The organism is Bacillus sp. Au-Bac7, assembly GCF_021341655.1.
Taxonomy (GTDB): Bacteria; Bacillota; Bacilli; order Bacillales; family Cytobacillaceae; genus Niallia.
Window position 1 is genome coordinate 75,733 of sequence record NZ_JAJTTG010000013.1, and the last position, 13,671, is coordinate 89,403.

Below are 13,671 nucleotides of genomic sequence, written 5' to 3' on the forward strand. Positions count from 1 at the left end.
AGACAAGATTAGCTAAATTGAAACAAACAATGTTTAGGTTCTAGCTACTTGCCGTAAAATAAATATAGTGAATGTACGTTTAAAAGGAGTGTAGAACATGAATATTACAATATATGATGTCGCTAGGGAAGCGAGTGTATCAATGGCTACTGTTTCCCGTGTTGTAAACGGAAACCCGAATGTGAAACCTGCAACAAGGAAGAAGGTCCTTGAGGTAATTGACCGTTTAGGATACAGACCTAATGCTGTAGCGCGCGGTTTAGCAAGTAAAAAGACAACGACTGTAGGTGTCGTTATACCTGATATTTCAAGCACTTTCTATGCAGAGCTTGCTAGAGGGATTGAAGATATTGCAACAATGTACAAATATAATATTATTTTGAGCAACTCAGATCAAAATAAAGATAAAGAGCTTCACCTTCTGAATACAATGCTTGGAAAACAAGTTGACGGGATTGTATTCATGGGCGGTAACATTACAGAGGAGCATGTTCAGGAATTTGAAAAGTCTCCAGTGCCGATTGTACTTGCAGCAAGCGTTGAATCAAGCAAAAAGATTGCTTCTGTTAATATTGATTATGCGCAAGCAACTTATGATGCTGTTACTTCTTTTGTAGAAAAAGGACATAAGGTTATTGCACTAGTGCTGGGTTCATTAGAAGAGCCTATTAACAAGTTGCATAAGCTTGAAGGATATAAGCGAGCATTGGCGGATGCAGGCATTGCCTTTAATGAAGATCTTGTTGTAGAAGGAGATTACACATACGAATCTGGTATGGAATCATTTGACAAACTAATGGAATTGGCTGAAAAGCCTACTGCTATCTTCGTTGGATCAGATGAAATGGCGATCGGCGTTATCCACTGTGCAGAAGATAAAGGCTTTAAGGTTCCAGACGATTTTGAAATTATCAGTTCTGACAATACAAAGCTTACACTAATGGTAAGACCGCAATTAACAACTGTTGTTCAGCCGCTTTATGATATTGGCGCAGTGGCAATGAGGTTGTTGACTAAGTATATGAACAAAGAAACAGTGGAAGATGGCATCGTTGTATTGCCTCACCGTATTGAGTCTAGAGGATCAACAAAATAATAATTTTTCAAAAAAAGATGGCTTTGGTAGATGCCATCTTTTTTTGTTTTGTATGTCTTATTTCCCATTAATTACACCTAGTAATCATGTCTTTAGATTTATAAAATGAAGAAGTATTATATTGTTATTTTACTATTTTTATAACTAATAGATAGATAGTCATGGGTAATAGGGGGAAATAGATGAAAAAGATAATGTGTATGTTGCTTATTTGTGCTGTTGTAATTTCTGTCCTTTCACCACAAATAAAGGCGGAAACAGTCCCAATGTTAGAAGTGAAGCTTGTCAATTATCTCGGCAATAATTCTTCCATTACGGTTGTTTTTAATGGAGAATATACCCTTTCCAACGGTAAAAAAGTCAGTGCAGGAACAGAGACTGTCATGAGTATTGTTAACAATGCGTTAAAACTGTCTACAAGCAAAGGACAGGTTCTTCTAGAGAATGGAACAATCACAGCAACTCCATTGAAAACAGATAGCTCTCTAGCATTAAATGGCCGCAGCTATTATGGGTCCTTCCAATTTGTATTAGAAAAAGACACGAAGAATAATAAATTGTATATTCGTCCAATCAATAAAATTGATATAGAAACATATTTAAGAGGTGTCGTTCCGCAAGAAATGCCAGCACTGTGGACCATGGAAGCGTTAAAGGCGCAAACAGTAGCAGCAAGAACATACGCCTTAAAACATATAAATGATGCAAATATGGTGGATACTATTGCAAAGCAAGTGTATGGGGGGATTACAGGAAGTCATTCTCGCAGCGATACAGCTGTCAAGGAAACAGAAGGGCTTGTCCTGAAATACAATAATACGTTAATAGATGCAGTATTTTCTGCAAGCAATGGGGGCAAAACAGAACTAAACAGCAGTGTTTGGGGAGGAAATGCAGTTCCTTATTTTGCAGTAGAAGAGGATGCGTATGATTTTCACCCATCTACAAAGGAAAAGTTCCCTTGGGTAATCCAACTAAAACAGCAGCAGGTGACAGACAAGCTGGATTTGGATGCGGCTGACACATGGTGGACATCTGTGAAGGAAGCAGATGCAGACCAGCAAGTGCTGAAAAATATGAAAACCTGGTTGAAAACAGAAGGCTATACAAGTGATGTTAACAAGATAAAAATCTCCACAATTTCAAAGCTGGAACTCGATTTAAAAGCATTGTCAGCTGGTGGGAGAGTTTCTAAAGGATCTGTAAAGGTTGAATATCTGCTGATAAAAGCTGATGGCAAGACTGCTGAAAAGAAAACACTAGAATTAAATGGTGTTCCAGCATCAAAGATTCGGGCGATGGTTGGCATCGACAAAATGCCAAGCTATTTAATTGATGTTTCTGAATTAAAGAACGGAATAATTTTTATTAAAGGCCGCGGAAATGGTCACGGTGTAGGCCTTAGTCAGTATGGCGCCAAAAACAGAGCAGAGGCTGGACACAATTATAAACAAATACTACAGTTCTATTATCCCCGTACCACTCTTGTTAAGGAATATAGTAATGCAAGCAGTAACTCGAACACATCAACTAACAAAACAGTAAAGAAAGATACTGTTGCACCTGTTATTTCAAGCTTTAAAGCTAATACCGATTACAAGAAGAATACAGTTAAGCTGTCCATGAAGATTAATAAAGCTGGCAAAACGACCATTATAATGAAAGACTCAAAAGGAAAGACGATCTCCACATTAGCCAATAATAAAGCAGTGAAATCTGGCTCTATTTCTGCTGATTGGAATATCAGCAAAATAGCAAATGGCAATTATACTGCTGAAATCACGGCAGCAAACTTGGACGGATATAAGAAAACCATTAAACAAAAAGTAACGATTTCAAAGCCTGCTAAAGAGAAAAAAGGCAGTGTTAAGGCATCAGTGCTAAATGTAAGACAAAAGCCAAGCACCTCTTCAAAAGTGATGACAAAACTAAAGAAAAAGCAAACAGTTATCATTCTTTCACAGCAAGGGACATGGTATAAGGTGAAATCAGGCTCAAAGACCGGCTATGTTTCTGCTAAATATATAACAGTATTAAAATAAAAAAAGACGTTCCGTTAAACGGAACGTCTTTTTTGCAGCAAGATCAAGTATTATCGCTTTTTTCTTCCTCACTTGCAGCGTTAGAGTCTTCTTTATCTGAATCAGTTGATTCATCATTTGTCTGTTCTTGCTTGTTTTTATCCTCGTTTGAAGCTTCTGTTTTATTCTCTTCCTTTTTCTCTGTGTTTTTCGCCGTATCTGCTTTCGCTTTAGAGTTTTCCTCTTTTTTATCGCTTGTCTTATTGCCGACTTCTATCTTATTAGAGTTAGAAGATTCTTTACCAGCAATATCAACTGCTTTCACAATATAAGCCCCGCTGCCAGCTCTATAGGAGAGACTGTCACTCGCTTTAATGCTTGCGACCTTTTTGCCGTTTTGATACACACGATAGCCGATAACATCTTTTTCCCCGGATCTTGACCAGGTGATCGTGTTACCGCTGCTGCTGATTTTTGGAGCTCCTGGAGCTTTTCCGTTGTCCGTTATTTTATTTGATGGAACAACGACATTTTTCAGCGCTGTGTTATTTTGAATCAAGGTACTAGGATCCGTTACAGTAATTCCAAACAGTTTTTCAATATAGTCAGGATTTAATATAACTCCATTTTCAGCAAATTCACTTGGTGTGGAGTCTAAAGCCATATATTTCGTATCGCCAATCTGCACATATTTCCCTGCAACGATACTGTCATCTGTCTTGTTCGGAACAGCATTTGCTTTAAATAAATCTGTTGTAACAAGTCCCGCTTTTGAACATCCCTCTGATGCAAGCAAACCAGAAAGGGAGCAGACAGATCGTCTGACAATTCCGCCTGGCATTGTAAAGCTTTCAGACGGGTCTACAAGCTTCGAATCGACATCGTAAGCAGCATTCATTAAATCTGCCCATAAATAGTTATTACGCATGCTGTAGCTCATCGTCCCGGAACTCTGGAGTGATTTAGGTGTGTCATAACCTGTCCATACCCCGAAGGAAACATTCGGGTTAGTAGCCACAAACCAGGAATCCTTAAATTCCTGTGTTGTTCCTGTTTTTCCAGCCCAGTCAGAGCTGAACTTCAAGCGGCTTTTAACTGCCGTAGCGGTTCCTTGATTAATAACATCCCGCATCATATCGATAGTTAAATAAGATGTTTGCGGGCTGAATACTTTCACTTTTTCTGCTTTATGCTTATAGATAACTTTTCCGTCTTTATCAACAATTTTATCAATCATATAAGCATCAACGAACTCTCCGCCATTTGCAAATGTTGCAAAGGCATTCGTATTTTCCTCAACAGAGACGCCGTTTGTTATTCCCCCAATAGAGGTTGCTCTGTTAGAATAATCGGCATCTGTTAATGTTGAAAAGCCCATTTTTTCTAAGTAGGTAGCAGGCTTTTGCGGCAGAATTTGCGCATAAGCCTTTACCGCAGGGACGTTATAAGATTTAGCGAGTGCAACCCTTGCTGTTACAAGACCATGAAACTGGAAGTCATAGTTGTTCGGCCAGACTGTCCCAGGTCTTGCTGGGTCCAGAGCCAAAGGCACATCTGGAAGGACTGTTCCAGGTGAAAGTGTTCCTAATTCAATGGCAGGACCGTATACGAGCAGCGGCTTCATTGTGGAACCGTTCGGTCTTGGGGCTGTGCTATGGTTTGTAGCTTCTCTGTCATAATCTCTTCCTCCGACAAAGCTGATAATAGCACCAGTCTTATTATCAATCAGCACCGCACCTGTTTCTACAGGCTCCATGATAGTTTTCTTTTCTCCTGTTTCGCTGTTTGTAACAGTTTGTGGTTTATCAGGACCGTAATATGGGTATTTAGCTACTACATCCTGAAATTTATCATACATTTTTTTATTGATTGTACTGTGAATTTCATAGCCGTTCTGATGGATTTGGCGATCAGCCAGCTCATAATACTGCTCTTCCAGAACTTCATCTTCCTCTAAATCCTTCGCATTATAGCCGTCTTCTTTTGCAAGCATTTCAGCGATGATTTGGGTCGCTCTATTTTCAATTTCGTAAGTAACCCATGGATATTTTTCAGTCGGACTTGCCTCAGGGCTCGCGAAATCCTTCGTTATATCATAGGCAGATGCTTTTTCGTACTCTTCTTTTGTAATTTTATGCTGGTTGTACATTCTTGTCAGAACCGTCTGCAGTCTTTCCAAACCAGGTTCTAAATTCTTTTTGACTGTTCCATCTTGGGTGAACGGAGTATAGCCGAACGGACTTTGCGGGAGTCCAGCGATAAATGCTGCCTGCGGCAATGTAAGATCTTTTGCTTCCACCCCAAAGATTCCTTTTGCAGCAGACTGTACACCGGCAATATTTCTGCCAGAGGCATTTCTGCCGAAAGTAGACACATTTAAGTATGCTTGAAGAATCTCCTCTTTAGAGAAAAATTTCTCCAGCCTTAATGCGAGTAATATTTCCTTTGCTTTTCGTTCAAAGGAAACTTCATTCGTTAAAATCTGGTTTTTGATAAGCTGTTGTGTTAAGGTGCTTCCTCCAGACTGTGTGGAGCTGTTAGAAACTTCCTGAACCAATGCTCTCATTATCGCTTTAGGAACTACACCATCATGCTTATAGAAGTTCTCGTCCTCTGTGGCAACGATCGCATCCACTAAATATGGTGATACATCCTCTATTTGCACTTCTTCTCGTTCTAAATCTGTCGGCAGTTTTCCTAAATAAACGTTATCGGCAAAATACAGTTCGGACGTTTCTTCATAATTATAAATGTCCTTTTGCATCGTCTTGTAGGAGCGGATAGGTTCCTCCTTAACAAGAGAAGCAAAATAGCCTGCACCGATTCCTCCAGCAAAAGCACCGCCGACTATCAGTAGAATAATGAATATCAATATAATATTCCAAGAGACTTCATAAGTGATACGAGCTCTTTTGGCGGTTTTTTTATTGGTGAAGAAGCTTAGGAAACCATGGAGATAGTTTTTCCACTTCGGGCTTTCATTCATATGGTATCATTCCCCCTAAAATCACATACATTATAGCATAAAGCAATGGGCAATATGGACAATGTTCGATAATTTCCAACCTTTTTCGCAAAAGCATTTGACATGCTACGTTCTTTTATGGTAAAAATAACTCAAACTAATATTGATTCGTTATTGCGTTGATGGGAATAAGTAGTTCTTTTATCACTATACTAAGAGAGCCATTGGTTGGTGTGAAATGGCATATATAAAAGGATGAATTACCTCCCGTAGCTTCTGTTGGGAAATCCTCATATGGGTTAGTAGCAGCAGACGGTTGTGAGCCGTTATCTTTTTTAAGTGGAGAGAAGTTTTCTTTTCTCAATTAGGGTGGTACCGCGCTAAAAAAGCGTCCCTGCATATTCATGCAGGGACGCTTTTTTTTGTTCCAGAAAAAAAGAGCCGCACAAAAAGCACGCGCTGTTAATAACAATCAAAAGGAATAACGAATGGAGGAATTATAGTGAATTTACTTGAGGAGTTACATTGGAGAGGCATCGTTTACCAGCAAACAGATGAAGAGGGCTTAAAAGATGTTTTAGCTGACGAAAAAATCAGCTTATACTGCGGGGTGGACCCGACTGCAGACAGCATGCATATCGGACACTTGCTGCCGTTCTTGACATTGAGACGCTTCCAAAATGCAGGACATACACCAATCGTGCTTGTCGGCGGAGCAACAGGTCTTATTGGTGATCCGAGCGGAAAGAGCGAAGAAAGAAATCTGCAAACACTAGATGCAATCGGACATAACGTTAAATGTCTGCAAAAACAGCTCGAGAAAATATTTGATTTCGGTGGCGATAATGGTGCGGTGATGGTTAATAACTATGACTGGGCTGGCAAGATGGATATCGTTACATTCCTAAGAGATTACGGCAAGCATATCGGCATCAATTACATGCTGGCAAAAGACACAATCTCCTCAAGATTGGAAACAGGTATTTCCTTTACAGAATTTACTTACACAATCTTACAGGCCCTTGATTTCTTGCATCTTTACGAAAACCATAACTGTAAGCTGCAAATTGGCGGCAGTGACCAATGGGGAAATATTACGACAGGATTAGAGCTTATCCGTAAAAATAGTGCAGAAGGTGCAAAAGCTTACGGATTAACGATTCCGCTTGTAACGAAAGCTGATGGAACTAAATTTGGTAAAACAGAAAGTGGTGCTATTTGGCTTGATCCGGAAAAGACTACACCATATGAGTTCTACCAATTCTGGATTAATACAGCAGATGCTGATGTGATTAAATACTTGAAATTCTTTACATTCCTTTCAAAAGAAACAATTGAAGAATTGGAGCAATCATTACAGGCTGAAGCTCATTTAAGAAAGGCGCAAAAAGCTCTAGCTGAAGAAATGACAAAAATGATTCACGGCGAAGCAGCGTTAGAGCAGGCCATGAAAATTACGGAAGCACTTTTCAGCGGAGACATTAAAAACCTGACAGCATCTGAGATTAAGCAAGGCTTTAAGGATGTTCCAACATACAAGCATGAAGAAGGTGATGCAGTTCTAGTTGACCTGTTAGTAGCTGCTGGCATTGTATCATCGAAAAGGCAAGCTCGTGAGGACATAACAAATGGTGCTGTGTACGTCAATGGTGAGCGAAAGCAGGATTTGGACTATGTTTTAGGTGAAGAGGATCGTATTGAAGGACAGTTCACCGTTATTAGAAGAGGGAAAAAGAAATACTACTTAATTCAATATTAATAAATTAAAGCTTCTTGGACTGTTTGTCCAAGAAGCTTTTTTATAGTGCCGACTTATTCTCTAAATAGAAAATAATTTTTTGTGGTACAAGTCCCTGCCGCTGAATACATTAGAAGTAAATATACATATGCGGAGGGATTTATGGGTACTTTTTTTCCTTATATATTATTAGGTGTTTCATTGGCGGCACCTGTTGGTCCTGTTAACGCTGCACAATTGGACAAGGGAATCAGAAATGGTTTCTTTCATGCCTGGGTGTTCGGGCTTGGTGCATTGGCGGCTGATGTTATTTATATGATGATGGTTTATTTTGGAGTAAGTCAGTTTATAAACACACCATTTATGAAAACCTTTTTGTATTTGTTCGGTTTCTTCGTACTGACGTATACCGGAATAGAAAGCTTGATTAATACAGCCAAAATTAATGTGACAGAAAGGAATAAACAGGACAATTCTTTGTTTAAGTCGTTTTTTTCTGGGTTTTTAATGTCTATTTCCAATCCTTTAACCATTCTCTTCTGGCTTGGAATATATGGCTCTGTATTGGCAAAATCAGCAGAGAGCTTTTCTAATAAGTCCTTCATATTATGCAGCTTGGCTATTATCTCAGGGATTTTATTATGGGATCTCATAATGGCCCTCATTTCAGGCATTGCAAGAAGGCTGCTTCATTCTAATATGCTGTATGTAATTTCTGTTTTGTCATCTTTATCAATGATTGGTTTCGGACTTTATTTTGCTTACCAAGCATATAAGGCTTTATTCTGAGTAGGTAAATTTTTGTAAACAGACGATTGACTGCATGGATTGTTCAAATCCATGCAAAATATGTTTTGTATCACAGAAAACACAAAGCCGGAAGTTCTAGGAGGATAATGATGCAAAACTCAATCAATGGAATGCAGCAAATAAACCAATGCAGACAGATTGTTCAACACTTAATTCAAAAGCATCTTCCTATCCTTCTAACAACATGTATCAACAATAATAAATAGAAGAAATGGAGGAATTACGATGAAAAAAACACAGAATGCTCCTGTAGCGGGAAAAACCTACGAAACAGAAGACTATCAAAAGAACGATGTTGTCTCAAAAGGGCTTGCTGAGACCCATGAGCAATCATCAGATACCTATACAGAAGGCACTATTGACGGCGTGATGGAAAATGTCGCTGGAGAAGATATTCCCCTTCAAAATGACGGTCATAAAAAATAAGCAAATAAAGGAAGGTAGGAGAAGCATCCTGCCTTCCTTTATTTTTAAGGATGGAAGAAGGATGTAACTTTTTTAATATTTTATATAGCTGAAGACCTTGAATTAAATAAAAGAATATTCTTACAAAAAGAATAGTAGGAATTAAGAACTATTGAAGGGGGAAATTTATAGTTCTTTATAACTGATGTTATCTAAACAGCTTGAATTTACAGGTAGATTCAGTCAAAATTTGTTATATATTGTCGACATTTGAAGAAAGATTATCCTTTTTTGTATCCGTTTACCCTTGTTAGAATAAATTTCTATGGAAATTATTAAAGGGGTAGTTTACATATGAGTATTCATTTAAATGAACAAATTGAAATGCTGAGAGAGAATATGATTTCAACAGGAATGGCAAAGGGGTTCACTTCTAAAGAAACAATTTTACTTAGTAAGAGATTAGATAATTTAATGAATTTACAAATGATGATACATAAAGGAGAAGCAGCTTCTTGAATTGAGGCTTACATAAAAAAATAAATCGAAGGAAGATGAACGTTGCAAGAAAACTTAATGACATTATATGATTATGACAAAGCATATGTAAGAAATGTATTGAAACGGGAAAGAGATTTTAAGGTTCCTGCTAAAGGTGGTCCGCTTCGAATTAAAAGTACAGAGCTAGTTGAGTGGCTGATAGAAGAACAGTCCAAGGATGAAATAAGGAAGCTTGTGACAATGATGAAAGCCATCAGAAAACGAAATGCTTCTGTGAGGACATTAATCGAGACTATAGCGATAGGCTTGATAAAATAATTGGAATGCAGAAGACCTGGGGGGGTCTTTTTTTTATGGGGAAGGAGCAAAGGCATTGGTGAGAAAATTGGGGATCGCTAAAACGCCTTTGCTCCTTATTAGACTTATAGCCGTATTTTTCGGAATTAAACATTGGGCAGTATCAAAGAAGATGACAAAAAAGCCTCAGAAATTGCAGTAATTTCTGGGTCTTTTAGATGCTTTATTAACAGAATTATTTGTACTTTCTTATAAAGGATTCATGATTTAAGCCTTCACAAAAGTTGTGAATGTCTTTTTATGTTCTTTTTTAAAAGCTAATAATTTTTTGAAATGAACAAACAGCAAGAAGTTACCTGATAAGGAGAATGTGACTTCTAAAAAATTATTAGGCAAAATTAGCTTTCTGTTACAATAATGTACCTATTAATTATACAAGTCATTTAGTCAAAGTGGATAAAACGAGGGATATGATCGATAACAAAAAGAAGATACAACGATATAAAGAATTAATGCATTGATAAAAAATGCAGTTCCAGTATTGATATTTTTCACAACAACTAAAGATAGGAAAAATAAATTAGAGAAATGGTGTAAAGGGAAGGGTTTTAGCTTTCAAGTTAAACTATTTACTGAAATATAGAGGATGTGTCTGTCCACACTAATAATTCAGTCCCAATATAAGCCCCAATACATCATTCTACGAAGCGTAATAAAAAAACCCCAGAAAGCGTTGATACAACGCGGTTTCTAGGGTTTGATAATGCTGTATTAGCAAATCTATTAACGAGAGTAGAACTCAACGATAAGAGCTTCGTTAATTTCAGCTGGCAATTCAGAACGTTCTGGTAAACGAGTGAATGTACCTTCTAATTTATCAGCATCGAAAGTCAAGAAATCAGGTACGAAGTTGTTCACTTCAACTGCTTCTTTAACAATATCAAGATTACGTGATTTTTCACGCAATGTGATTGTTTGACCTGCTTTTAGACGGTATGATGGGATATCAACACGTCCACCATCAACGATAACGTGACCGTGGTTAACAAGCTGACGTGCTTGACGACGTGTACGAGCAAGACCTAAACGATAAACAACGTTATCAAGGCGAGATTCTAGAAGCGCCATGAAGTTTTCACCGTGTTTACCTTTCATTTTGCCAGCAATATCGAATAAATTACGGAATTGACGCTCATTTACACCATACATATGACGTAATTTTTGCTTTTCCTGTAATTGTAAACCGTATTCTGATAATTTTTTGCGTTGGTTTGGACCATGTTGTCCTGGAGCGTAAGGGCGTTTATCTAACTCTTTGCCAGTACCGCTTAAAGAAATTCCAAGACGACGAGAAAGTTTCCAACTTGGACCTGTATAACGAGCCATTGATGACTCCTCCTTCATGTTTTTATTTTGTAAAATAAAAACAGATGCAACTAGCCTTTATGTTTATTTTGTCTTCATGTACCTTCGCCCTAGCAGCTAAGGGTTACACAATACACCATCAAAAAAGCTTTTGAGGAACAAAATAAAACAACAAAGTGATTTGCATATGCTGCAATATTTTACACAAAGAATATTATATGATTTCAACTGCCTAAAAGTCAAGCTAAGATTTATTAATTTTATGCTAGTAGAAATTTACCTTTATAGGAGCAGGAAAATTTTATGCTCTTGTATTCTCATTACAGCGCCTTGTGATATAATTGTTTTACTTTACTATAAGAATTGTCCGATAATTTAAGTATATAAAATTCCTACTTTTGGATTAGGCGAAAAGTATCTGTTGTTTATATAGGACTGGATGTTGCTAACTTTAGTCTAGCACTAAGTCTTGTCATTATAAAATTAAATAGAAGACAGCGGCAATATCTTTGGATAAATTGGGAAAAATACAATGAATAGTTAGATGAATAGGTGATAATTAGATGGATATGCTTGACCACCAATCAATAGTAAAGCTAAAAAGTCGTTTCTTTGATCTCTTTGATATAGAAAGTAAAAGCTTTAATTACGAAATAATTCTGCGAGAAATGCTTTATATTATTAAAAATTTTTTGCATGCTGCAGAAGTGACTTACTATAGTGCTAATGAGTGGAACGATGAATGGGCTGTGGAGGCGTCAACAAACCCAACAGTTGCAGCATCCATCCTTCCGTATACAGTAGATATAAAAAACAGGCTGCTGACAAGAGCAGTCAGCAAAAAGCCAATTGGTATTGATGAATTAGAAGAGTATGATTTGTTAATTCCTTTAAAAAATAAAGATGGCTTTTATAATTTTTTTGTTGTGAGATTAAATGAATCCGAACAAAGCAAATCACTTGGTGATGACTGTCTGTATAAGCTGATAAGTGAAGAATTTAGTTACTATATAATAAAGGTTCAAAATTTACTGGAAGTGGTTGCAGAGGAGAAAAGATATAAAAAACTCTTCAAGGTAACCGAAAAATTCCACTCCTCCATGAATACAGAAGGGGTTTTGCGGGCGATTATCAATACTTTAAAGGATATCTATCCATCGCTCGGCTATTATCTGTTATTGTCTCATGATAATAACACACATGGAGATCTGCTCATTAAGGATTTGGAATATGACAGCTCAAACCTTGCTGCGATGGAAGCCTACGTAACTGGTGAGATCCAGTTTGAGTATCTTCAAGAGGGCAGAAATTCGATACTATATGCTCCTTTGAAAGGAAAGCAAGGGGTATACGGTGTTTTGCAAGTAATTGCTGAAAACTCGGTTAAGTTCCCTAAAAAAGAAGTAGAGTTCATTTCTCTGCTTGCTAATACTGCGGGTGGTGCACTTGAAAACGCACAGCTGTATCAGCAGTCGAAAAAACTGGTGTCTGATCTTCAGCTTATTAATGAAGCGTCCCATCGGTTAAACGCTAATCTAAGGCTTAATGAAATGATGACATATATGTCGAATCGAATATCAACAAGCTTTGAGGCTGAAGAGGTAGGATTTATTTTATTTTCTGCTGAATCAAATACAGTGACTGTCTTAAACGGAAGCACGGACTTTTTCTGCTCAAAAGCTGCTGAAAGTTATATCCAGTATTTTAAAGAAAAGATTAAACAAGAAAAAGACTCTTTGTTTTTAGGAGATTTCAGTATGCCTGCCGAAGAGGATGCTGTTTTCAAATCGATTATGGCAGTGCCGATGATGCAAACAGGCATTTTAAAAGGTTTTTCTATCGTGATGCATCAAAAGCCGTATCATTTTTCATTTGATACTTTTAAGCTGCTGCAATCACTTATCCATCATTCTACATTAGCACTGACTAATTCTATGCTTAGAGAAGAGCTAGAAAAGATGGTCGTCACAGATCATCTAACAAAACTCTATTCCAGAAGCTTCTTAGATGAAAAGCTAGAAAGGTCCCTTGTAGAGGATGCAGAAGGTACATTCATTCTCATTGATATTGATAACTTTAAAGCAGTTAATGATACGTATGGACATCAAGTCGGTGACGAAATTATTATTCAGGTTGCTAATATCATCTTAGAAAACATTCGAGCGACAGATATTGGAGCAAGATGGGGCGGTGAGGAGCTCGCAATCTACTTGCCAAGAGTTCCGCTCCAAGTAGGGGTTGCTATTGCAGAAAGACTTGTGGAAAAAGTCAGGAAAAGCTCTGCCCCGCCTGTGACTATTTCCTGCGGGGTCTCCTATTGGATGAGACATAAGAAGGAGAATTACCATGCACTCTTTAAGCGTGCAGACAAAGCGCTGTATATTGCTAAGGAAACAGGGAAGGACCGAGTCATCGTCCAGGACGCATTCTTGCAAAAATAATGCTTGCTTCAAAAAGAAAACACCCCGAAACG

At 37.8% G+C, this 13,671-nt stretch carries 10 protein-coding genes and 1 other annotated feature; of the genes, 8 read left to right on the forward strand and 2 right to left on the reverse strand.

The features are described 5' to 3' along the window. Positions 1-97: 97 nt before the first annotated feature. Together ccpA and LXM54_RS22830 are read left to right on the forward strand one after the other, a co-directional pair. Positions 98-1,096 carry a catabolite control protein A gene (gene ccpA, locus LXM54_RS22825; protein ID WP_233317700.1) on the forward strand — a complete coding sequence of 333 codons (999 nt, stop codon included), beginning with the start codon at positions 98-100 and terminating at the stop codon, positions 1,094-1,096. Between the two features lie 182 nt (positions 1,097-1,278). Further along, positions 1,279-3,138, forward strand: coding sequence for a SpoIID/LytB domain-containing protein (locus tag LXM54_RS22830; protein ID WP_233317702.1), 1,860 nt, complete (start codon positions 1,279-1,281; stop codon positions 3,136-3,138). A 43-nt stretch (positions 3,139-3,181) separates the two neighbouring features. Here LXM54_RS22830 and LXM54_RS22835 read toward each other — a convergent pair whose 3' ends face one another. Further along, positions 3,182-6,103: a transglycosylase domain-containing protein gene (locus LXM54_RS22835; protein ID WP_233317704.1), complete on the reverse strand. Its 2,922-nt coding sequence runs from the start codon at positions 6,101-6,103 to the stop codon at positions 3,182-3,184. Between the two features lie 149 nt (positions 6,104-6,252). Further along, positions 6,253-6,481, forward strand: a binding site (T-box leader). A gap of 103 nt (positions 6,482-6,584) precedes the next feature. Between LXM54_RS22835 and tyrS the strand changes: the two genes are divergently transcribed. The 5 genes from tyrS (at position 6,585) to LXM54_RS22860 (ending at position 9,854) form a co-directional block, all read left to right on the forward strand. After that, positions 6,585-7,841 carry a tyrosine--tRNA ligase gene (tyrS, locus tag LXM54_RS22840; RefSeq protein ID WP_233317706.1) on the forward strand — a complete coding sequence of 419 codons (1,257 nt, stop codon included), beginning with the start codon at positions 6,585-6,587 and terminating at the stop codon, positions 7,839-7,841. 141 nt (positions 7,842-7,982) lie between these two features. After that, positions 7,983-8,609 carry a LysE family transporter gene (locus LXM54_RS22845; protein ID WP_233317708.1) on the forward strand — a complete coding sequence of 209 codons (627 nt, stop codon included), beginning with the start codon at positions 7,983-7,985 and terminating at the stop codon, positions 8,607-8,609. Positions 8,610-8,855: 246 nt separating this feature from the next. Then, positions 8,856-9,056 (forward strand): YozQ family protein, encoded by a 201-nt coding sequence (locus tag LXM54_RS22850; protein ID WP_233317710.1) that lies wholly within the window; start codon positions 8,856-8,858, stop codon positions 9,054-9,056. A 333-nt stretch (positions 9,057-9,389) separates the two neighbouring features. Next, on the forward strand, positions 9,390-9,554 hold the full coding sequence (locus LXM54_RS22855; RefSeq protein WP_233317712.1) for an aspartyl-phosphate phosphatase Spo0E family protein: 165 nt from the start codon (positions 9,390-9,392) through the stop codon (positions 9,552-9,554). A 42-nt stretch (positions 9,555-9,596) separates the two neighbouring features. Further along, positions 9,597-9,854: a hypothetical protein gene (locus tag LXM54_RS22860; RefSeq protein ID WP_233317714.1), complete on the forward strand. Its 258-nt coding sequence runs from the start codon at positions 9,597-9,599 to the stop codon at positions 9,852-9,854. A 762-nt stretch (positions 9,855-10,616) separates the two neighbouring features. On the opposite strand, the gene rpsD is transcribed toward LXM54_RS22860, so the two are convergent. Continuing rightward, on the reverse strand, positions 10,617-11,219 hold the full coding sequence (gene rpsD, locus LXM54_RS22865; protein WP_127736987.1) for a 30S ribosomal protein S4: 603 nt from the start codon (positions 11,217-11,219) through the stop codon (positions 10,617-10,619). A gap of 542 nt (positions 11,220-11,761) precedes the next feature. Between rpsD and LXM54_RS22870 the strand changes: the two genes are divergently transcribed. Beyond that, positions 11,762-13,639 carry a sensor domain-containing diguanylate cyclase gene (locus LXM54_RS22870; protein WP_233317716.1) on the forward strand — a complete coding sequence of 626 codons (1,878 nt, stop codon included), beginning with the start codon at positions 11,762-11,764 and terminating at the stop codon, positions 13,637-13,639. The last annotated feature ends 32 nt before the right edge of the window (positions 13,640-13,671 follow it).